Here is a 26,457-nt window from a genome sequence, read left to right as displayed (position 1 = left end):
TTTGCCGGCCTGCTGTCCGGCAGCGGTTCCATCGCGCTCACGGGAGGTGGCGTGGTTTACCTGACCAACAACAACAACAGCTACACTGGCTTTACCAACGTCCTCGGCGGCACCCTGGTCGTCAGCAACATGGGGCAGCTCGGGGCTTCCACCACCACGATCACGGTTTCAGGATTGAACAGCTCACTGGCTGGCGGTGCGCTGGTGGTTCAGGGCGGCACCACCGGCATGAACTTTACCCGCAATCTCAGTGTGGCCGGCTACGGCATCAGCGGTGCGAACAACAGCGCCGGTTATGCGTTGGTAAACATCGGCAACAACACTTACAGCGGCATCTTCACCTCGGCGTCGAACACTGAGACGCGTGTGGGGTCTGTCGCCGGCACCATGACGTTTAGCAATACGTCCACCATCAACATTGCAGGCAGCACTGACCTGATGGTCAATGGTTACGGCAATTTCCTCTTCAACGGTTTCGTGACCGGGGGGGCGGTGGGCGCGCTTTCTTTCTACCGCTGGAGCGGTGGTGGCCTGCTCGGGCAGGTGACCCTGGCCAATCCCTACAACAACTTCCTCGGTGCGGTGGAAGTGACAGGCTCGTTTCTGCGCGCCTACTCCCCGGGTGCCTTGGGCGCCGCCGTTGACAACAAATCCATGTATTCCTATGCCGGCACCTACGAGCTGCGCGTGGACCCAGGCAACACGGATTTCTCGAAGAAGACAGTTTCCTATGTCAGTGCCTCAGGCACCGCTATCTATGCAGGTCGCGCCGTGGGCGGCGTGGGCATCAATCAAACCGTCACCCTTGGTGGCGCTAGTGTGAACGGCGTCATCTCACCAGGTCTCAATGAAGCACTGACATCCACCAGCGCGCTCGTCACCACTTTCAACGGCAATGACGGCTATGGAATCACGATCGGATCCGGTGGGACGATCGCTTACGGCTTCTCTGCCACGACAGGCAACAACCACAGCTATACCAGCAACCTCAACGGCTTGCTCACCCTGAACACCAGTTTCCTCTCCCAGGACAGCTCAGCCACCCGCACCTACACCATCACTGCCAATGGTGATGTTCTGCTGACGGGCAATCTGATGAGCTCCGTGGGCAATGTGGATCAGATCTGGTCCAAGGCCGGGTACGGTGCACTGGCCATTCAAGGCACCGCCTCCACCAACGTCGGCGCGTTTAACATCACCAACGGCAGCGTATACGTCAATGCGCTGAGCGCGCTCAACGTCAACACCACCACGGGCACAGGCAGCGGCGGCATCCAGATCGGCAGCACCAGCACCAACGGCATTCTGAATTATCTGGGATCAGCCGCAGGCGGTGCCGGGGAAACTTCCAACAAGGCCGTCCTGCTCTCAGGCACGACAGGCGGCGCGGTCCTGTTTGCCAATCAGCAGCAGGCAGCGGCAAACACGGGCGCCACGGCACTCGTGCTCACCAGCAACATCGCCGCTCCGGGAGCGGGAGCCAAGACGCTCTACCTCGAAGGCTACAACAACACCCTCAACACTCCTGCGGTGATCAATCAGATCACCGGCGTCATTCTGGACAACGGCACTCTCGCGGCCAACCGGACATCATTGATCAAGGGCGGCTCCGGCACCTGGCTCTATGCGCCCACGGCCTCCTCCTATGTGGCCGCTGCGGTCGCTGCAGGTGCCACGGTGGCCACCAACAACACCACCTCCAGCGGCGGAACGGTGCTTAATTTTGCCAGCACCACCGGGCTGGCGGTCGGGCAGCAGGTTTTCGGCACCGGCATCGCTGCGGGGACTTATATCAGTGCGCTGACCACCAACACGGTCACGCTGAGCGTGGGCACTTCCGGATCCATCGCCAGCGGTGCCTCGATCGTCTTTGGTGGAGAGGCCTCATCGGCGTCCACCATTCCCACCATCACCACCAGCGGCGCCACGGCTTCTGGCAGCACCACGATCACGCTGGCCAGCACGGCGGGGCTCAATGTGGGGATGGTCGTCACCGCAGGTGCCGGACTTCCGGCGGGCGCTTCCATCACCGCGATCAACAGCACCACCAACACCATCACGCTCAGTGCCCCGACAACGGCCATCATCACCGCCTCCACCGCGCTGACCTTCAACGGCGCCGTCAATACCAATGTGGTCACCTTGACCAATGCTTCGGGCTTGGTCGTGGGACAAAGCGTGACAGGAACCAATGTGCCTGCCGGGACGATCATCACGGCCATCTACGGCAACAACATCGTGCTCAACAACACCCTCGCCGCCACCATTGGCGCGGGCAGAACGCTCTACTTCGGCAGTGTTGGGGCGGCCGGTGTGGCGCAGAGTTTCAGCGGCACGGTCACGGTGGCCGGAGGCACGTTGCAGGTCCAGCCCACCGCCGCCAGTGGCAGCGGCTCTGCACCGCTGACCAGCAGCAACAACCTGGTGTTCTCCACGGATGTGCTGACAGGAAACGGCTATGCTGGCGGAACTTTCCAAATGCTCGGATCAGCCGATGCAGGCACCACGGCGATGACCGTCGGGCAGCTCATCCCCACCGCAGGGCAGGGGAACATCATCACCACGGCCAATGGTGGCACGCCCACGCTCACCTTTGGCAGTGCCACCCCCATCGGCGCGCGCGGTGCGGGTGCGGTGCTGAACTTCAGTCCCGGCGCTGACACCTCCATCCGGTTCACCACATCGCCCACACTGGTCAACGGCATCATCGGTCTCACCACCAACAACGGCTTCGCCTACTACACCAATCCCACCACGAGCGCGGTGGACTTTGCCACCGTCACGGGCACCGGGCCGTACGTGGTTTCAGCCTACTCGGGTTATGTGGCCGGCCTGCCCGCCTCGCTCTCCACCGCCACCAGCACCTACTGGCTCAGCAGCGGCAGCGTCACCACCACGGCGGCGGAAACGATCAATGCGCTCAAGATCTCCGGCAATACCACGTTGACGCTCGGCGGCGTGCTGACGCTCGGCACGGCGGGCAGCACCAGCGGCGTGCTGTTTGACAACTCCACCGGCTCCGCAACGATCGGTGCGAGTGCCGCCGCCAATACTCTTGGCGGAGCAGGCAGTGAAATCATCGTCTACACCGGTGGCAGCACCAATGCCAACACCCTCACCATCCGTGCGGCCATCAGCAGCGGCGCAGGTTCGCTCACCAAAGCAGGCGCAGGCAAGCTGATCATCAGCGGGGCCAATGCCTTCACCGGCAACGTCAACATCGACGCCGGCACTCTGCAGCTTTCGGGTGCTACGGCCACGTTGGGCGCCATCACCACCGTTGGGAACATCACCGCCGTCCGTCAGGATGCCGTGCTGGATCTTAATGCCGCCGGCGCGGGCAATACCATCACGATCGGCGCGCTCACCGGTGCGGGCACCATCACCAACAGCGGTGGCGGCAGCAACGCGGCATCCACGCTGAACATCGGCACGTACAACGTCACCACCACGGCCAGCGCCACTTTCTCCGGCCTGCTCCAGGATGGTGCCGGTGTGCTCAATGTCACCAAAAACGGCTCGGGCACCCAGTATCTGAATCCTCTCAACGGCGCAGTCGCCAGCACCACTCCCACCGGTCAGACCTTGGGCAGCATCGGCTACAACACTTACAGCGGCGTGACCACCATCGCCCAGGGGACTCTGGCCGTGACGCTGCTGGCGGACTACGGCAGCGTCAGCAGCATCGGCACCGGCAGCGCTCAGGGAAATGCCGCCAGCCTCGTGCTCGGCAGTTCCGCAGGCACTGCGGTGGGCGTGCTTCAATATGTGGGCCAAAACAACAGCTCCTTCCTCACGACCATCCAGGCACCGTCCGTGCAGACGAACCGCCTGTTCACGCTGGCGGGCAATGGCGCTTTGGATTCCTCCGGTGGCTTCGGGAACTCCGCCGTCGGCACCGGCAACCTGAACCACGCGGCCATCTGGTTCACCAACACCGGCTCCATCGCCTTTTCCACTTCAGGAGCCAAGACACTGACGCTGCAGGGCTCCTCCACGGGAGACAATGAAATCGATCTGAAGCTCATCAACAACACCATCGACAGCACGGCGCTCAGCGTGACCAAGGCCGGCACGGGCTTGTGGATCCTCGGCAACACCGCCAACACCTACAGCGGTGCCACCACCATCTCGGCGGGCACCCTGCGCGCTCAGGATGCAGGCTCCACTCTCACGACCGCCACCACCATTTCCAATGCCACCGCCTCCACGGTGCTTGATCTCGCCAGCACGACCGGACTCGTGGTGGGCCAGACGGTTACAGGTTCCGGCATCGCCCCCGGCACCACGATTGTCAGCATCCTCGGCCCCTTGCAGATCCGCCTGAGCAGCGCAAACACCCTGGCCAGCGGTACGGCCCTGACCTTTGGCAATGTGGGCAGTCTTTCTGCCAACAGTAATCTGGTATTGGCAGGCGGCGTGTTGGAAACCTCCGGCACTTTCACCCGCAGTCTCGGCACCGGGGCCGGGCAGGTGCAGTGGCTGGCGGGCACCTCCAACGGCGGCTTTGCTGCATCAGGCTCACCGCTTGTCGTTGCCATCGGTGGCGTTTCCACACTCTCGACGCTGACTTTTGGCAGTTCCAGCTTCACCAACGGCACCTTGATGCTGGGCTCCGCCACCGCTCTCTCAGACACGACCATTCTGAACCCCATTGATCTTAATGGTGGCTCCAGAACCATCACTGTCACGGACAACGCCACCACCGCCGCAGACATCTACACGCTGGCCGGTAACATCAGCGGGGCCATCGGCAGCTCGCTGACCTTGTCCACGCCCGCCAGCACCATGTTCCTCATCAACGGGGCGAACACCTACACCGGCAACACCACCATCAGCGGAGGTGGTGCCTTTGCGGTTCAAAGCATCGGCGCAGGCGGCGCATCGAGTTCCTTTGGTGATGCCACAGGCCAGTTGAACCTCGGCAACGGCACCACCACCGGCGGTTATCTTCTCTACGTCGGCACTGGCGAAACGGTCACCCGCACCATCAATCTCAACACGACCACCGGAACCAACACCATCGACTCCAGCGGCAGCGGAGCCTTGAACATCACCAAAGTCGTCAATCTTGGCACTGGTACGAAGACCCTGACTCTGACGGGCGAAAGCCGTGACGCCAACATCATCACCTCCGTGCTGGCGGACAACGGTGGCGCTCTCGCGGTGAGCAAAGGAAACGGCGGTGTCTGGATTCTGAATGCCGCCAACACCTTCACCGGCGGCGTGACTGCCATTGACGGTTTCCTCGGCATTGGCCCCGGCTGGAGCACCATCTCCGCCACCAGCGCCAATCCGCTGGGAATGAGCGCCGGCACTCTGCTGACCTTGGGGGCCACTGGCGGGATGTTCACGCTGACCGCGGGCGGCACCACCATCGCCAGCACCGTTTCGCTCACCGGCACTTCCGGCATCAATTTCACCTTCAACGGCCTGAACTCCATTGCCTTCACCGGCACGACCATCATCAACCTGGGCGCAGCAGGCTCCATCTTCAACAACATTGCCCCCAGTGGCACTCTCACCTTCGGCGGTCCCTTCAGCGTCACCGCCAGTGCGGCGCTGACCATCGGCGGTACGGGGAGCACCATCTTCAATGCAGGACTGCCTTCCAACTATACCTCACTGCTGACTTTCAACACCCTCGGCAACGTCACTCTGAACGCTAGCAACGCACACACCGGCGGGGTGAGCTTGACACAGGGCAACGTCGTCGTGAACGCCAAGAATCCCTTCGGCACCGCAGCGGGCGCCTTCACCTTTACCGGAGGCACACTCAGCGCCGGATCTCTGGCGCTGACGGGAGCCAATGCCATCGTCAATCCAATGACCATCGCCTCTTCGGTGGCGGTGCTCTCCGGGAGCAATTCCATTGAGTTTGCCGGTGTCGTGGCTCTGGGAGCCAGCCGTGTGCTGACCAACAACATTGCCAGCGGTTCCTCCTTGATTCTGTCCGGCGGAATCACCAACACCGCCGCCTCCACACTGATCATCGCCGGTTCTGGCAATGCACTGATCAGCGGGGTTTATAACGCAGGCACGGGAGCCAACGCTCTCGCCTATTCGGGCACCGGCACGCTGACGCTGACCGCGACCAATCTCTACACCGGCGCGACTACGCTGAACGGCGGCACGACAGTCATCAGCGGTGCGGCCGGAGCCCTGAGCGCCACCTCCGCCATCACCGTGAATCCTTCCGCGACACTCACGCTGGACAACAGCGGATCCGCTCTGACCAACCGCCTGGCCAACCGTGCGCTGACGCTCGCCGGTGGCACGCTCAACTTCATCGGCAACAGCGCAGGATCCATCGAAGGTACGACAGGCACAACCGCAGGCATCTTGACCATGGGGGCCAGCGGCCAGAGCGCCATCAACATCACCAGCAACGGCGGCACGACCAAGCTGAACTTCTCCTCATTGACCGCCAGCGCCGGCAGCACGCTGGACGTCACTTCCAATGTGGCTCTCGGCACTGCCACCAATCAGGTGAACTTTGGCAGCTTGTTGAATACAAGCGCGGCCGCCGTGACAGGGACCACGCTCACCTTTGCCTCGACCACCGGCCTTGTCACTGGTCAGGCCGTGACGGGTGTCGGCATCTTGAACGGCACTACGATTGCAAGCCTTACCAGCACCACGGTCACGCTGAACCAGGCCGTGGCCGCCTCTGGCGTGGCCTCCGGCAGCGCGATCACTTTTGGTGTGCCTTCCTATGGAGCGATCACCACTTCCGCCAATTCACTGCTTCCGCGTATCACCATCGGCGGCACCTCCTGGGCCGCCATGGGCGCCAGTGGTCTCACCACCTTTACGAACTACAGCACGCCTACAGATGTCACCCTCGCCAGCCTCATCGCCACACCGACGGTCACGCTGCAGGTATCTGGCACCACCACCAATGCGCTCTACTCCGCCGGGGGTGCTCCGGGTGGACGCGTCCTCAATGCGCTCTCCATCAATGGCAGCGGCCTCACCGTTGGGGTGGGCAACGATGCGGCGACAGGTCTGGCCAGCGATCTCTCACTCACCCTGAGCAGCGGTGGCATTTTGGTGAACGGCGGCACGAACACGCTGAACGCCACACGCATCGTGCTCGCGCCGGTGAACGTCACCACCACCGTCAATCCCAGCACGACGGGTGGAGAGGCCATCATTCAAGTTGCCAGCGGCGCTACCTTGAATCTTGGCGGCACTCTCGTCGGCACTCTGATGACCAATCAAAATCTGGCAGGCACCAATTTCTTTCAGAACAGCGCGAGCCCCGTGGCCAGCGTGGCCACGGGTGGCCTGACCAAAGGACTCAGCGGGAACCTCAACATCACCGCCCGGCAGTTCTACACCGGGGCCACGATCCTCAACGGCGGCACCACGAAGCTCTCAGCCGGGAACAACACCTTGTTCGACAACGGCGGCGCACTGACGGTGAACTACGGAGCCACGCTCGATCTGAACGGCACAGTCCAATACGTTGGCAACTTCACCAGCAACGGCGGTGCGGTTCCAGGTGCCGGCGGTACAGTCACCAGCAGCAACGGTTCCGCCCTGCTGGTCACAAACGCCACCACCAGCATCTGGGCAGGCAGCATCACCGGCAGCGTGGCCAATGCCATCACCTTTGCCCGTGTCAACGGCGGCACGACCACGATGCTCTCGGCCAACAACTACTACGGTGCCACGATCATTCTCGGCGGCGGACTCACGCTCCAGGACAACGCCACGCTTGCGAACACATCTTCCATCACGTTGAACTATGCGAACCTCAGCCTGAACAACAACACCGGCCTGTTCATCAACAACAATGACCGCGTCAACGATGCCGCGTCGATCTTCATGAATGGTGGCAACCTCTTTCTCACCGGACGTGCCAACACCTACACTGCAGAGAGTCTGGGGGCGCTCACGGCGGCTTCTGGCGTCAACAACATCACCGTGGCGGTCGGTGGCACGGGGGTCTATACGAATGCGGATTTGGGTTTCGCCAGCATTACGCGCACTTCGAATGCCATCTTGAACTTCATCGGCACCACGCTGGGAGCTGATGGCTCGAACCCGCGCATCCTCGTCACCGACAGCGCCAGTCTCGGTTACAGCACCGCCACCGGCGTCATCGGTGCCTGGGCCATTGCCAATTCGGACACCTGGGCCGGCTACAATCCATCCATGGGCATCGGTGCGGTCGGGACCGTCGGCTATCAGGGCTACGCTGGTGGCTACATGTCCGGCGGCACCGTCACCACCACCACGGCGGTGGCCGGGGCCAATGTGCTGAACACCTACTCCGGCGGCACGCTCAATGGCTTTGGCGCGGGCAATGTGACCAACATTCTGAACGGCATCGCCGGCATCAATCAAGTGATCACCCTGCCTTCAGGCGGGGCCACCACGGACTACCTGCGCTTTGCCGGTGCCACTGAGAATGACCTGGCCTTCACCAGTGCGGACGATGTGCTCAACATCATCAAGGGGGGGCTCCTTCACAGCAACAGCGGCGTGGGCTCCACCATGATCGGCACGCCCGCCACCCGCGGCTTCCTGACCACCGGTGGCACGGACACCTCGGGCATCACCGAGCTCGTGGTATACAATACCAACAATGCGGTCACCGGTACGGGCGTCGCGGGAACCGGCACCGTGCTCAACAGCAATGTGGTCACCGTCGCTTCGACCACTGGCCTCTTTGCGGGCATGGCGCTCAGCGGCACGGGCATTCCCAACGGCTCTTACATCACCCAGGTGCTGAATGGCAACCAGTTGTCCATCAACTACAATGCCCTCTCCACCAGCGGCGGGCAGACCCTGACCTTTGTCTCCGACATGGTGATCAATTCCATCATTCAGGACAACGGCTTCGGGAGTGTGACGCGCCTGAACAAGGCAGGCACGGGCACCCTCACGCTCACTGCTGCAAACACTTACACCGGCGGCACAATCATCAATCAGGGCACCGTAAACCTCGCGGCCGCCACAGCAGGAACCATCGTGATTCCCGGGGGCGGACTCACGCTCGTGGGCAGCACCACCGGCGTCGCCGCCACCACGCTGAACGTTGGTGTCAGTGCTTCCGGCGGTAGTGCGGTCGGCATCGGCGGCCAGATCGATTCCAGCAACACGCTGACCATCATCGGCAGGTCCACGGTGAATCTGGCCGGCACGCAGACGCTGAACAGCCTCGTGTTCAACAACAACGGCGGTGAAGCCGCTCCCACCGTGACCACGGCCGCCACCATCCCCATCAGCGTGCTCAATCTGTCCAGCTCCGCTCCCATCACGGCGAGTTCGAGCAATCCCGCCACCGTGTCCATCATCAGTGTCGCATCCCTTGGTCTGGCTGCGGGCAACAACACCATCACGGTGAACCCCGTTCAGATTGCTGGCAGCACGATCACGCAGCTCACGGCGGCGCTCTCCATCACCTCGCCGATTGTTGGCATCGGCACCACCGGCGCGGGCGTCGGCATCACCAAGGCGGGCAACGGCCTGCTGCAATTGAGCGGTGCCAGCACCTTCGATGGCGGCGTGAACCTTTCCGCAGGCGGCATCGCCTTCGGTGGCAGTAGCATCACCGCCGGCCTGGGCGGTCCGGTGATCAGCGGCCCTCTCGGCACGGGCACCTTTACCATCGGCACCGGCACCTATCTGACTTCGACCGCAACCACCAACGTGATCTCCAACGCGCTGGTGCTGGGTGGCAATGATCTCAGCTACAAGGGGCCAAACGGTCTCACGCTCAACGGCTCCTTGACCCTCAATTCCGGCAACACCACCATCAATGTGGATGTGCCCGGCAGTTTCCTCACGCTGGGCGGTGTGATCACAGACAACGGCGGCGCGGGCGGCGGAACTTCGGGCATCATCAAGACCGGTCTCGGCACCCTGGCTTTGACCAACAACAACAGCTTCGGCGGCTCCATCATCGTCAACGAAGGCGTCATGGTTCTTGGCGGTGCCACTGGCAATGCTCCACTGCCTCTGGCCAATGCCAATGTCACCATTACCAGCAACGGCACACTCGCACTTGAGAACAATGGCCTCAGCAACAGCGGCCTCATTGTTTATCAGGGCCTGTCCATCACCGTCAATCCGAACTCCAACTATGCGAACCTCTTCGTCAGCAATGCCTCCAGCATCGGCGTGACCGTCTCCGGCAACGGCACCGGCAACGCCATCAAAATTCCGCAGCTCACCATGAGCGGCACTCAGGTGCTGAATCTCGCCAGCGCCAATGCCTACTCGATTATCTTCCAAAACGTCACCGACACCACGGGCGCTCCTCGCTTCAACGTCGCGGCTGGCACGACCGCCTACGTCTACGGCTACACGCCGGGAAACAAGCCGATCAACATCGGTCTGGGCTCCCTGTATTTCCCCGACATCGTGACTCAGGGGACAACGACCACCGTCGCCACCAATCCCATCGAGCTTTCCAGCTACAATGGCAGCAACTACTATCCGCTGCTGATTCAGGCTCCCGCAACCGCACCATCCTCCACGCCGACGGGCTACTCAGTCGGTGGCTTGAATGCGGCCTACAGCAGCCTGGCCGCCGCGCAGGGCGCTCTCAATGTCAACGTGGCGGGCATCGGCTTCTCGGGCACTGGCACCGTGAGTCAGATCAACGACGCAGGCATGAACAACCGTGCGACCGCGACCACGGCCTCAAACACCAACGGCATCATCACGCTTCAAGGTCTGCTGATGATCAACACGGCCGGCACCTACACCTTCCGCAGCGCCTCGGATGACGCCAGCGTGCTTTACATCGACGGGCAGCTGCTCATCAGCGACCTCGGACCTCATGCCGGACTCACCGAGGCCACGGGCAACGGTCAGATCACTCTGAGCAGCGGCTACCACACCATCACTTACACCGCCTACAACGCCACCAACTCCGGCTCCTACCGTCTGCTCTACGCAGGCGCTGACACCTCCGGGAATGGCGTCGGCAATACCGTGGCAGGCTCCACCGGCGGCTTCCAGTCCATTTCCTCCAGCAATCTGTATTATGCCGCGGCAGCACCGACTTCGGCCAACAGCTACAACTTTGCGGCGATCATCAACAACAACTACACCCTCGCCGCCGGCGCTTCGGCTACTATCGACACGCTGGCTTCACCGTTGGGCGCTGTGATCGCGCCGACTTCGGGCGCGGCCATGGTCTTGAACAACAACTCGATGCTCAACATCGTCAACGGCACCAACGGCATCCACGGTGCCGGATGGGTCGGCGTGGATGGAGACATCACGATTGGAAACGGCGTGGTCATCGCCACGACCAACACCGTCAGCCAGGGCGCGGGCACGCTCAATTTGATCGGCACCATCACTCATGCCGGCGGAGGCGCGGCCAATGCCATGTTCAAGGCTGGCACCGGCACATTGATCCTCGGTGGCAGCAACACCGGCTTTACCGGTGACCTCGTCATTCAGTCCGGCTTTGTTCAGCTCAACAACGCCGCAGCCCTGAGCACGGGAACCACGGCCAGCCTCGGTGGCACGCTCATTCGCAACGTCAACACCGCCACGACCTCCATGCCAGCCGTCGCCAGCGGTTCCACCACGCTCACGCTGGCAGGCGCAGACACCGCCAGCAATCTCTCCCTGCAGGTCGGCATGACCGTTTCCGGCGCAGGCATTCCCGTCGGCACCTACATCACCGCCATCAGCGGAACCACGGTGACCCTGTCCCAGGCCGCGACCACGAGCGCCTCCGGCACCTATTACTTCAATGCCTCAGGCATGCTCGATCTCAATGGCCAGAGCGCAGTGGCTGGCAATGTGACCATCAATGGCGCGGGTGCTCTCATCCCCTCGGCTTCCGCGACACCGACGGCCATTCTCGCCGCTGGCTCCAGCGGCGCGCTGTGGAACAGCAGCCCCACCGCCGCGAGCTTGAGTGGTACTCTCACTCTGGGCTCCAGCTCCACGGTCGGTGGCAATGGGGACCTCACGCTGAACTCCATCGTGGGAGGGAGCGGCAGAACCCTGACCAAACAGGGCACGAACACCCTGACTCTCAATGCCGGTAATGGATCCCAAGTTTTCAACACCAGCATCGCACTCGGCACGCTCAAGCTTGGCAATGCCGGAGCCCTCGGCGCTGCATCCAACACGCTCACCATAGCCAGCGGTGCCGTCCTCGACTTGAACGGCATCGCAGTGGCCAATGCCAACGCACTGACCATCACCGGCGTCGGCTACGGCGGCAGCGGCACGATCACAGGCTCTGGCACCGTCAGCTCTCTCGGCGCATTGATCAATACCTCCACCACGGCGGCCAGCTATGCAGGCATTGTCACACTGGGGGCCGCCACCAGCATCGGCACGAACTACATCAACTCGACCAGCGGCCTCGGCAGCACCACCTTTGGCGATCTCACGCTGGGCGCGCAGGTGACCGGCAGCGCCGTCCTGACAAAGGTGGGCGCGAACACGCTGAAGCTCACCGGCGTCACCGCCGCCTCCACCTTGACGGGGCTCACCGTGGCCATGGGCAAAGTGGTGATCTCCGGCACATCGACAACGGTTCTGGGAACAGCCACCACGGCCATCAGCATCAACGGCGGTCCGGTGTCCGGCCTCACCCCCTCTAACACGCTGCAGCTCGACTACGCCGGACTCGGCGCCACATCGGTGAACCGCCTCAATGCCCACGCCATCACCATGAACGGCGGCTCGCTGCTGCTCACGGCCAACACCGGCAACATCACGGCGCAGAATGAATCCCTGGGGGCCAACAGCCTGACCATTGCCGGCGGCTTCAATCTGATCACGCTGGATGTGAATGGCACCTCCACCCTGGCGCTTTCCACCACCGGCACGGGCACCATCACCCGTGCGGCCAACACGGGCACTGTGCTCGTTCGCGGTGCCGGTCTGGGCACCGCCACTCTTCTCACGCCTGGCAAGACCAACGTGGTGCTCGCCACCGCGCCCACGGCCATCGGTCAGGCGGGAGTCGCCGGCGCGAAAAACGCCGCCATCCTTCCTTGGATGATTGTGGATGACACGGGTAGCGGCGGCTCGGGCGTCAGCTTCGCCTTCAATGGATCGAATGGAATCCGTGCGCTGGCCTCGACCGAAATGGACACCACCTTCACCGCCTCCAATAACATCCTGCTCAACACGACGACGGCGCTCACCGCTGGCGCCGCCATCGCGGCTTACGCGGGCACGACAGCAACCGCCTACACCTCGACGGTGATCAATTCACTGACCTTCAGCACTGCGGTGAATCCGACACTGACGATCAATGCAGGCCGCAATATCGGACTCGATAGCGGGGGCATCCTTGCCACGGTGAGTGCCACGATTGGAACTGTGGGAGGCGGTTCCATCAATGGGGCCGGCGCTGCCGTCCGTGAAATGCTCATCTACACCGCAGGCAGCACCACCGTGCTGACCATCAATGCCGCTGTGGGCGGTATCATCGTTCCTTCGCCCAGCGGCCTGACCAAGAGCGGCAATGGAACCCTGATCCTGGGCGCGGCGCAGAACAACTACACCGGTCAGACTCGCATCAATCTGGGCACGCTGAAACTCGCCGCTCCGTCCGCGACTACGAACAGCCTCTTCTACCTTGCCACCACCGGCCCGACGATTTCCTCGCTCACCTCCACGTTGAATGCCAGCGCGCTCACCGTGAACGCAGGCGGCACCCTGGACCTGAATGGCAACACGCAGACCACCGGCAACTTCACCAGCGTGGGCGTGCTGCCCGGCGCAGGCGGGATCGTGACGAACTCCTCCACCACGGCCTCCACCCTCACTGTCGCCAGCAGCGTCGCATCTGATTGGGCGGGGCAGATCACCGGAGACGCCACGCACATCATCAACTTCGTCAAGACCGGTGCCTTCACGCTCTCCATGCGTGACAACAACAGCTACGCAGGCAGCACCACGATCCAAGGCAATGTGGTATCCTTGATCGATCAGGGCAGGCTCTCCGCCACCAGCGGCATCTTCATCCGCAATGCCGTCCTGCAGTGGAACGACACCGGCATCCAGGCCATGAGCAATCGCCTCGCCTCAGACGTGCCTCTCACCCTCGATGGCGGCGCCTTCCAGTTCATCAGCCGCAGCGGTACAGCGGGCTCTGCTTCCTTTGGAAATCTCACTTTGAACGGCGGGGCAAATGAACTGCGGCTGGATGTGGGCGCCAGCGCCGGGGCAGGGACGGGCATCGGCACGGCCACCTTGAACATCACCGGCAGCTTCTCACGCAGCCTCGGAGCCACGCTGAACTTCTATGCCGGCACCGGCACCATGGGGGACAATCCTTCCATTCTTATCACCAACGCACCCACTTTGACCAATGGCATCATCGGCGGCTGGGCCACCGTCATCGGGCTGGATTCCACCGTGGCCAGCACCACGGCCAATGCTGAGTTTGCCACCTACGATCCCGTCGCCGGCGTGCGCGGGCTCACCGCTGCCATGCAGACCACCAGCTTCGCCACCTCCACCAGCACCAGCAATCTGCGCTTTGGAGATACGGCCATCACCGTGCCGCTCGGCGGCGCCATCGTGAACACACTGACCTGGAACGGCCTCAGCACCACGCGCGCTCTTTCATTCGCCGCTGGCACCGACACGCTGACGCTCACCAGCGGCGGCCTGCTCGTCGGCACCAACAACGCTGCGACGTCGATCGGCAGCACGAGCGTTCGCGGCCAGCTCACCGCAGGCTCCGATCAGTCAGAACTCTTCCTGCATGTGGGAGCCAACGTTCTCACGGTGAACTCCGCCATCATCGACAACGGCGTGAGCGGCGGTTTGAACCTCGTCATGGATGGCATGAGCCAGAGCACCAGCACACCCACGCTGACACTCGCCGGAGCCAACACCTATCTGGGCACCGCTTATGTGAACGCCATGGTGGTGAACTTGAACAACCTCACTGGCGCGGGAAATGCCATCACCGGCAATCTGATCATCAGTGGTGGCAACAACAACGCCACGGACTCCATGCCCATTGCCAACGCCGCAGTCGTCAATCTGTCCTCGCAGCAGATCGCCGACACCGCCACCGTGACCGTGCGCGGAGGCGCGCAGTGGACGCTCAACGGCTTCAATGAAACCATCGGCAATCTGGTCTTCAACAGCCAGGGCGGTGGCACCGCAGGGAATGGCCCGATCGTTCTCACCGGCGCAGGCACTCTGACTCTCACGGGCGGCATCACTTCCACCAGTCTCGATGATGTGCGCGCGGTTCCTGCCCTGCTCGGTCTGCTCAGCCTCGCCAGCAGCACGACCGTCACGGTGGATCCTGTCACCAATGCCGCCGTGAACGGCAACAACCAGCTCGGCCTCACGATCAACAGCAACATCCTCTCCAGCGGCACGATCCTCAAAGCCGGCACCGGTGCACTTCAGTTTGGCGGTGTCAGTTATGTCTCGAACACCTTCGGTTTCACCGATGGCACCAGCGGTGTGATCGTCCTCGGCGCAAACTCCAACTATGGCAGCACCACGATCAATCTCGGCTACAGCGGCAACATCCTCGACATGCGCGGCCAGACCAATCTGCAAGTCGGCACCATCACCGGCGTCGCAGGATCCATTATCAAGAACTTCAGCGTGGCCACGGCGGGCACGCTCGTCACCGGCGACAGCACCGGCGGCACGTTCGCGGGAACGTTCAACAGCGACTACTTCACCACCGGCTCCACCGGTGGCGTGCTCAATGTGACCAAGATCGGCTCCGGCAACTGGGTGCTCACCGGCGACAGCAGCGCAGGCATCAGCGGCACTTTGCTGGTGAATGCCGGCACAGTCACGGTCAACGGCACCACTGGCAAGCTCGGCTTCGCGGTTGAAACTCTCTCGCAGGGCGGCGTGCTCACGCTGGACAACAGCGGCGCGGTCGCCAACGCAATCAGCAACCGCCTCGGTGGCGCAGTGGCGATCTCCGGCACCACCCGCATCCTGAATTTCCAGGGCGGCACGCTGAACTATCTGGGCAACAACAACGCGTCGCTCACCGAAACTCTCGGCACCATGACCCTCGTGGCAGGTCAGAGCCTCTTCAATCTCACGCCAAGCACGGGCGCCTATGGCACGACGGTGAACATCACGACCGTCACCGCCCAGAGCGCCACCAATACCGGCACGCTCGTTATTTCCACCACGGGCATCCTCGGCGGTGCTGCAGCCGGCACGGGCCGCGTCAATGTCTTCGCCACCACGCCTACTTTGGTGGGCAACATTCGTCCCGACATCATTGGCTCGGACAGCACCGGCACCGGCCTCGTCACTTCGGACACCAACGGCTTCCGTCTCCTCACCACAGCGGACACCGCGCTCGGTTACTTCGCGCCCACCGGCAGTTACCTCGGCACGGCCGCTCCCGGAGCCATCACCGCACTGGGCGGCACGGTCTCCAATGCCGCCGCCGGATCGAATGTCTTTGCCACTTCGCAAAATCTGAATCTCTACACATCGACCACCATCAACTCGCTGACCCTGAACAGCGGTGGTGGCGTGACCTCGACGGGTGGTGGCATCGCCGTGAACTACGCCACCAGTCTTGCCACCGGCACCATGCTCTTCAATGCCTCAGGCACGCTCAATACGCTGACACTGACCAGCGGGGCCATCGTTTCCAAAACGGGCAACGTCGGCTTCACCGGCGGTGCGCTCACTCAGGGCTCGGCTGGTCTCATCTTCCACACGCTGGACACACTCAATGTGAACTCCTACCTCTTTGGCAGCGGAGCGCTGGTGAAGGCAGACAGCGGCATCCTCAATCTGCAAAAATCCAGCCTTATCACTGGCGCAACGTTTGTGAATGCCGGTGAGCTCGATCTCACCAGCGGTGCCAACACCCTCCTCGTCATCCCGACCTCCACCATCGCCACGACAGCCGCACTCAACCTTAACGGCGGCACCGTGGATCTCAATGGCTTCAACCAGGCCATTGCTTCCCTGACACAGACCAACGGCAACACCCTTCCCGGAGGTGCTGGCACAGTGACCAACTCGGGCACGACAGCCACGCTTTACACCATTCCCAGCACGGCGACGACGACCTTCCTCGGCACGATTGCCGGAAACATCACCCTCGACAAATCAGGCGCGAACAATCTGGTGCTGACCAATGCGGATGGTCGCAACGCCAACATGACCACCAACATCCGCGGCGGCACGCTGACCCTGAAGGACAGCGGCACGGTCACCAATGGCGGTGCCTTCAACGTTTATAACTCCACGCTGACCTTGGACAACGCCGGCTTCTCTGCGCTGTCTTCGCGCACAGGTTCCTCCGTCATCAATCTGAACGGTGGCACGCTGACGTTTGCATCGAAGCAGGGCACGGATGCCATGAGCATTGCCGGCGCTCTCAATCTGGTCTCCGGTGGCAGCATCATCACCGCGAATCTTTTCGGTGCCAGCGCCACCGGCACTGGGTCTGCGGTTTGGACGCTCGCCAGCCTCAATCAAAGCGGCACCGCGACCGTCAACTTCACCGTGGGCGGTGGTACGCTCGGGGCTTCCGTCCTCGGCATGAATGGTCTCTCGCCCGCCTCGGCGTCGTCCAATTCCCAGATCATCCTCACTTCTGCACCGACTCTGGTGAATGGCATCATCGGCGGCTGGGCGGTCGTGGGCGGCGCAGACTTCGCCACCTATCGTTCCACCGTTGATCCTGTGACCGGAGCCATGGGCGTTGGAGCTCTGGGCCTCTCGCTCAATGGCACCAATCCGTTTGGCGCTTACTCCGCCAGTGCGCTCACCGCTGGTGTGGCCACCGACAACATCACCATCGCCGCGAGCGCCACCAACGTCACCAGTCGCACGATCAATTCTCTGCGCATCTCCGCCGTTTCCACCGTCACGCAGAGCACTTTGGGCGATGCGATCACCATCGCTTCAGGCGGTCTGCTCACCAACGGCGCTGCCAGCGTCATCGCCGGTGGGCGTCTCACCGCCGGAGCTCCCACCAACGCGAGCTCCACTCTTTACAATTACGGCAACAACACGGCCACCATCAACAGCGCCATCACCAACTACAGCAACAGCAACCTGCTCACGCTCGTGAAGTCCGGTGCCAGCACCACGACGCTCAATGTTCTGCCCACGGTGTGGACGACCGCAACCACCACCGGTTCGAACATCGTGACGGTGACAGGCACCGCCGGTCTGGCAATCGGGCAGGTGGTCAGTGCCGGTGTGGGGCAGACCGCAAGCGCGGTGATCATCGGCATCACGGATGCCACGCGCTATACCCTCAGTGCCAATGTCGTCACGGGCAGCACCACGGCCGCCAGCACACAGTTCTCTCTGCCCACCTCGCAGGTGTTGACGATTTCAAACAGCAGCTTCACCAGCAACACGATCACCGTTCCTGCCGGCAGCGTCATCTATCCCGGCATGAACGTGAGCCTCGCAGCCGCCGCTGCCGGTGGTGGTGCGCTCATCGCCACCACGGTGGCCAGCGTCTCGGGAAACACCGTGACGCTGAATGGTTCCTTCACGACATTGCCCACCAGCGCGGCCACGGTGCTGTTTGGTGCCATCGCTGCGGCAACCCCCACCAGCACACTCGCCAGCACCACCGCCGGTAGCAGTGTCGTGACGCTTTCTTCATCCACCAGCGGTCTCCACATCGGCGAGGTCATCACCGGCAATGCCAACATCCCGAATGGTGCGACCATCACTTCCATCACCAGTCCGACCACGTTCACCATTTCGACTGCCGCCACCGGCACCGGCAGCAGCGTGGCCACCACGATCACCACCGCAGCCACGGCTCCGACGGCACAGTCACTCACCGCGAGCACGGTTAATGGCAGCAACACCATCACTGTTCTAGGCACGCCTACCTTGTTCATCGGTCAGCCGGTGCAGGGGAATGGCATCCCTCAGGGAGCCACGGTCACCGGCATCGTTCAGGGCGCGGGCGTCACCATGGTCACCCTCTCCCAGAATGCCACAGCCACCGGTGCTGCGAATGAGTACTTCGGTCTGCAGCCCGTGGGCCTCACGGTAGCGGGAGCCACGCTCGCTTCCAGCGCCACGGTCACCGTGGCCAGCACTGCCGGTCTCGTTCCAGGGCAAAGTATCAGTGGCGCGGGCATCCCCATCGGGGCCACGGTCAGCAGCATCACCGACAGCACGCACTTTGTGCTCTCCGTTCCTGCGCTCATGACCGTCTCGTCCGCTCCGTTCACCATTGGTGCCGCGCTCAATCCCTCCAGCGGCAGCATCACCGGAGTGCAGGCCAGCACCACGGCAGGCTCTGCCATCGTCACGGTGGCCAGCACCAGTGGTCTCTATGTCGGCATGCCGGTCACTGGCAATCCCAGCATCCCCGCTGGTGAATTCATCACCGCCATCACCAGCGCCACCACCTTCACCATCACCACGGGCGTGGGCGTCACCGCCGGGACCAACGTGGCCACCACCATCGGTGCGCCTGCTGTGGGCGGTTATTCCAATTCCTACTCCGGCCCGACCATCGTGAATCAGGGCGCAGGCTCACTGACCTTGAGCGGCACTCTGGGCAGCGTCCAGGTGCCAGGAGATTTGATCCTCAACAACGGCAACGTCACGGAAACTCTCAATGGTCAGATCGCCTCCAGCAGCAATATCACCTTCAATGGCAACGGTGGCCTGCTGACCCTCGTCGGCACCAACACCTTCGCCTCCCTGACCTTCAATGGCACCGGCGGCACGCAGATCGCTACCAACATCACCGGCGGCACCTTTGTACTCAGCGGCACAACGAATGCCATCACAGCCGTGAACGACAACTACGGCGGCACGCCCACTCTCTCAAACGCCACCATCTGGGAGCTCGCGGCCCTGAACCGCACCATCACCACCTCCGGTCTCTCGCCGATCAATCTGATCTTGAACAATGTCATTCAGAACCTCATCGGCGGCACCAGCGCGGCGGCAGGCATCATCAAGGCGGGCTCAGGTTCGCTCGTGCTCGGCGGTGCCAGCACCTTCAATGGCGGCGTGCAGCTTAATGAGGGCACGCTCATCCTTGGCGCCAGCAGTTCGCTGACGGCGGCGGGTGTTCCGCTCATTCAGAGCAGCACCGGTCCGCTGGGCATCGGCACGCTGACGATCGCCGGTGGGACCACCCTGCAGTCCGGAGCCGCCATTCAGACCGTTTCCAACAACGTGACGGTCAATGGTGACTTCACCTTCGGCGGTATGGTGGCCGCCAATGGCGTGATCCTCAATGGTGCTGTCAATCTGGGAAGCACCACGCGCACCATCACTGTCAACAGCCCGCAGACCACCTCCACGCTTGGCGGCGCGATTTCCGGTTCTGCCGGACTAAGCAAGGCGGGCAACGGCATTTTGAAACTCAGCAGCGGTGGCAACAATTACACCGGCACGACAACAGTCAGCGGCGGTCTGCTCCAGATGGGTGTGGCCAATGCGCTTCCTCTCACCGGCGCTGTGTCTGTGGGTTCAGGCGGCGTCTTTGACATCGCCAGTGTGGCCACCACCATCGGCTCTCTCACGGGCTCTGGCCTTGTCACCGCCTCGGGCACGGCGACCCTTACCGTGGGCAATGGAGCGAGTGGCAGCTATCAGTTTGATGGCATCCTGGCGCAGGGCACTTCACTCGGACTCACCAAGATCGGCAACGGCACGCTGACTCTGACCAATCTGAACACCGCCACCGGCAACATGACCGTTTATCAGGGCGGAGTGACGCTCAATGGCGCCTTCGGCATGATCTCCTTTGCAAACACCGTGGCCTCCACCGGCACGCTGACCCTTGACAACACCTTGAGCAATCTGGCCAATCGTCTCGGTGGCAAGGCGCTGACCATTCAGGGCGGCACGGTGATTCTGAACGGCACCAACGTGGCCAGCACCAACACGGCTGAAACCATCGCCACTCTGACCGTCTCCAATGGCGGCGGCATTCTGACACTCAACGGCGGCACAGGCGGAAACACCAGCTTTGCCGCCACCGCGCTGACAGCAGAAGCCCTGACCAGCGGCGGCAGCCTGCTCATCCGCGGCCTGTCCACCACCACAGGAACTGGCCTGGCAAACATGACCACGGCCAGCGCTTTCAGTGCCACGGCCGGCGCGGCCATCACGGGTGTGACTCAAGGCGGCGGCGCCAATGGAACCACCACCATGACCATCCGCGCGGACATCATCGCTGACGCTTCCGCCACCGGCACGGGCACCGGCTTCCTCGTGAAAGACACCGGCACAGGCACCTACCTGCGCGCCATGGCCACCAGTGAACTGGCCTCCACGCTCACCAGCAGCCTGACCACCAACTTCGGCAACTTCAGCGCCACACAGACCTACAACTCTGCGACCTCGCTCAACAGCCTCACCTTGAACACCGCCTTTGGTATCACCTCCACCGGCGGTGGCCAGGCGGCCCAGGGCTCGGTCATTCAAAACTACACCAACACCGGCCTGCTCAGTTTGCTGACCCTCAACACTGGCGGCATCCTCGATACCTACGACGGCACCAGCACGATCAACGCTGGTTCCATCAACACCTCTGGAAACGTGCAGTTCCAAATCCACGTCACGGGCACCTCGGTCCTCAACATGAATGCCTTCCTGCTTGGCACCACCGGCGGTTTGGTCAAGGCGGATGGCGGCACGCTGAATCTGAACAACTCCGCCTACTACGCCGGTCCGACGACGATCAATGGCGGTGTGCTCAAGCTCAACAGCGGCTTCGCCAACACCCTTCTCGTCGCGCCCACGGCCACCGTGGCCACGCTGCAGAATCTCTTCGTCAATGCCGGCACGCTGGATCTCAATGGCAATGATCAGGCCGTGGCCAATCTGAGCAACAACAACACTGCTGGCGGCAGCGGTGGCTCAATCATCAGCGCGACCACGGCCAACCTCTTCACCTCCTCTGGCACTGCCACCACCTTTGGCGGTGTGATCGGCGGCGGCGCGGACAACAACGCCATCAATCTCTACAAGGCGGGCACTGGTTCCCTCACGCTCACCAGCGCCAACACCTACACCGGCACGACCAATGTGCAGGGCGGCTCCCTTGTGCTGCAGGACAGCGGCTCACTTGCCAGCACCGCGTTCACCGTCAGCGGTGCCACGCTCTCTCTCGTGAACAGCGGCCTCTCTGCCAGCAATAATCGCATCTCGAACACGGCGGCGATCACCCTGAACTCCGGCACCATCAACCTCACCGGAGCCAATCAATCATCCACCGCTGAAACCATCGGCACCGGCACGGGCGTGGCGCTCAATCAGGGCCTCAACACGATCACCGTCACCGCTCCTCTGGCCGCCACCAACAACACTGCGGCGCTGACTATCGACAACCTCACGCGCACCATCGGCACCGGCGCCGTTGCCGTGTTCAGTGGCACGACTCTTGGCCAGACCCTGCCCGGCAGCGCGCAGATCTTTGTGAACAGCCTCAATGGCAGCACGCTCGCCAGCGGCCTGCTCGGTGGCTGGGCCACGGTCGGCGCGACAGCCGCGACCAATGACAACTGGGCCACCAACGTCACCGCGCAGACGCTGACCGGAAACGTCGCAACGACCTTCAACAGCAACACCGTGACCCTCACCTCGGGGAACACCACCAACATGATCATCGGCCAGCAGATCACCGGCACGGCGATCCCCGTCGGCTCCTACATCACGGGCATCAGCAGCGCGACGGTGTTCACGATCTCGCAGAACGCCTCCGCGACCACCGCCACCGGCAATGCCACGCTCACCGCCGCAGGCATCTCCGCCCTGAACGCTGCGGCCTACACGGTCATCAGCACCACCGGCGCGCAAACTGCCACCACCGCCAGCGGCAACTACCAGTTCAGCGGGATCACCGCTGCGATCAACCTCGCCGCAGGTGGCAATACGGTGAACTCCCTGCAACTGACCGGGGCCGCCGCCGGAGCGCAGATTCTCGATCTGGGAGCCGGCAAACTGACCATCACTTCTGGTGGCATCATGCGCACCAGCGTCGGCACCACCGGAACAACAACCCTGCAAAACGGAACTCTCACCGCAGGCTCCGGCAACGGCACCGCTGCGGAACTGGACATCTATGCCAACAACACCGGCCTCATGACGCTTGCCTCCAATCTTGTCATCGCTGACAACGGCACCTACAGCGCAGGCGTCAGCGGAAACATGGTCACCCTCGTCAAATCCGGCACGGCGGGTCTCACCATCACCAGCGCCAGCAACAACACCTACACCGGCGGCACGGTGGTCAATGCCGGCACGCTGACCCTCAGCAACGCTAGCGCGAATGGCACCAGCAACGTTTCGATTTCCGCTGGTGCGGGCACGAACGGCAGCTCCACCCTCACGGGTTACAGCCTGGTCATCAACAACGGCGCAACGGTCACGGAAACGATCGCCAATCAGATCGCCCAGAGTGCCAGCGTGCTGATCAATGGCGGCGGCACGTTGACGATGTTCGGCACCAACACCCTCGCCAGCCTGACCTTCAATGGCAACGGCGGCACGGTCACACCGACGGTCGCCACGGCCACGCTGCTCAATCTCAGCGCCGCCAACGCCATCACCGTGACCAATGACAATCTCGCCAGCACACCGACCATCAGCGGCACGGGTTTGACGCTGACGAATGCGGCTCCCGTCATCACCGTGAATGGCCTCTCTCCCGAAGGCCTCATCATCTCCGCACCGCTCACCACCACGGGCGGTGGCACGATCAAAAAGCGCGGCACGGGCTCGCTCGTCCTCAGCGGCGCCACCGCCAATGTCTTGACCGGCGGCCTGAACATTGAGCAGGGCACGGTCATCTTCGACAACACCGCAGCCACCACACCTTACGGCTCAGGCGTCATCACCATCGGCTCCGGTACCACCATCCTGGCCGGGACTGCCGCGCGCAGCATTGGCAATGCCACCAGCGTCGTCGGAGACTTTACCTTCGGCGGCACGACCACCACGAACAATCTGACGCTCGTCAACACCATGACCCTCGCTGCCGGTGCTCACACCATCGCCGTCACCAGCCCGCAGGTCACCGCCACCATCAGCGGTCAGATCACCGGCGGCACAAACCTGACCAAGGCAGGCGCGGGTTTCTTGATCCTCAGCAGCACCAGCGGCTCCAACAACTACGGCGGCTCCACCACCGTCTCCGGCGGTATGCTGCAGCTGGGAGGCACGGGTGGTGTCATTCCAGATGCCTCGGCCCTCATCGTGGCCGCAGGTGCCGCGTTCGATCTCAATGGCAAGGCTGAAACCCTCGGCTCGCTCGCCGGAGACACCGCCACCACCGGCGGCATGATCACCAACTCCGTCGTCGGCACCTCGGCCACGCTGACCATCGGCGCAGACAACACCAGCACGACCTATGCGGGCATTCTTACCGACACCAAGGGCGGCACGAATGTCACCGGTAATCTGCTGCTGACCAAGACCGGCACCGGTCTGCAGACCCTCACCGGCGCCAATACCTACGCCGGGGCCACCACCATCGGTGGTACCGCAGGCGGCTTGCAGATTCAGAATACAAGCAGCAGCAGCACCTTCGCGACACTCGGCAATACCAGGATCACCGTCGGCTCCGGTGTCTCACTCATGGCCACCGTGGCCAGCGGCGCTCCTACCACGGTCATCAATATCGGCAGCACGACCATCACTACCGAAGGTGCCAGCCTGGTCCTGAGCGCAGGATCCACACTCGACATGCGCGACAATGCTCTCGGCACTTTCAACATCCTCGAAGGTTCCACCTTCGCGCTGACCGGCCTGACGGCGGCCGCCACCTCCAACCTCTTCTTTGACATCGGCAGCGTGTCCGCCGTCTCGGGCGTCTATGGCGGCGCTGACAAGATCACCGTCACCAAGAGCGCCGCCATCACCTCCGGTGCTACCATCAATCTCAACGCTGTCACTGGAGCCACGGGCATCACCACGGGCGTCATTCAGCTCATCACCGCAGGCAGCGGCTTCACCGGCACGGGCACCAACAACTTCACCCTCGCCAGTTCAACCCTCACACTCTCCGGCGCCTGGGGCAGCAAGACCTACAACCTGACACTCGAAGGCGCACAGAACACCACCACGCAGACCGCGCTGAACGTCTCCATTGTGGCTCCCACCACGGCCTACTGGTCCGGCGCTCTCGATGGCAGCTGGAGCACCAACAACGCCGGTGGCGTCACCAACTGGCGCACCGATGCCACCAGCGACGTGGACACCCAGGCCACACCGGATGCGACCACCAATGTGTTCTTCAACACCACCACTCCCGTGGCCTCCAATCTCACCACGAGCAACCTCACCTCCGCCACCTCCATCGCCAGCCTCACCTTCACCAGCTCCGCCACTGGCGCAGTGACCATCGGCAACAACGGCAATAGCTCCAACACCCTCACCATTGGCGCAGGCGGCATCACCCACAGCAGCAGCTCAGGAACCAGCACCCTCGGCATGAGCGTCATTCTCGGCGCCTCACAAACCTGGACCAACGACAGCACCAACGCCCTCGCCGTCAACGGCTCCACCATCACCGGAGAAGGCATGAACCTCACCGTGGCAGGCACCGGAGACACCACCATCGCAGCCGCAGTGCAGACAGTCGGGGGCGGTGTGACCAAACAAGACTCCGGCAATCTCATCCTCACCGCGACCAATACTTACTCGGGTGACACGCAGGTCACCGGAGGCAATCTGCAGGTCGGCTCAGGTGGCATCGGTTCGGCCTCTTCCTCCGCTGTCACGGTCTCAGGCACGGGCACCACGACCACCGTCTCTGGGGTTTCAGGCTCACCATTGACCACTTCCACTCTTTCGGCGAACCAGCTCGCCGCTCCCACGCTCTCCGGCACCGGGTCCGTCGGTTCGGTGACCTTGGGCAGCCTCTCGACTGTTGGCGTTCTCCGTCCGGGAGATGCAGCCGGCAGCACTCCCGGCACGCTCACCCTCACCGGGGCGCTCACGGTCAATTCCGGTTCGCAGATCCAGTTTGAAGTCACCTCCAGCAATCACAATGCTGTGACCCTGGACTCCGGCTGGAGCTCGGACGTGACGGCCGCCACTTACCTCGGCACGCACGCCACGGCTTTAGCTGGCACACCCGATTCCATCTACACCCAGTGGAACACCGTCAGCGGCACCTACAGCTCGCTCAGCCTCGCAGGCCAGACCGTGAGCCTCGGGGCCAGCGTCGGTGGCACTCCCACCGTCCTGATTCAGACCGCAGGAACTCCCACCATGGCCTTTGGAGACATCTTCAAGCTGATGGACTGGTCCTCCGTCGGCTCCGGCACCGCAGGCAGCATCGGCACCCCATCCGGCAGCTCCGCCTTCGACACCGCCAATGACCTGGTCCTTCCCGAGCTCACCTCCGGCCTCTTCTGGGACACCTCCGCCTTCGCCACCTACGGCATCGTCGTCATCGTCCCCGAACCCGGCCGCATGGTTCTCATGCTCTTCGGACTCACCGCCCTCTTCCTGCGCCGCCGCAGGGCTCATAACCTGCGCCGCTGA

General features: G+C 62.8%; 1 protein-coding gene (running past one end of the window). It reads left to right on the top strand.

All coding sequences use genetic code 11. From position 1 onward, the window contains the following. On the top strand, positions 1-26,457 hold the 3' portion of the coding sequence (locus AC24GY_RS25935; protein WP_487688999.1) for an autotransporter-associated beta strand repeat-containing protein. The gene continues 831 nt to the left of window position 1, outside the view; the window shows 26,457 of its 27,288 coding nt (coding positions 832-27,288); its start codon lies off the left edge, out of view; the stop codon is at positions 26,455-26,457.

Source organism: Prosthecobacter sp. Pr1, assembly GCF_057652315.1.
The sequence above is the reverse complement of the archived record's forward strand: the minus strand, read 5'-3'. Positions and strand labels throughout refer to the sequence as shown.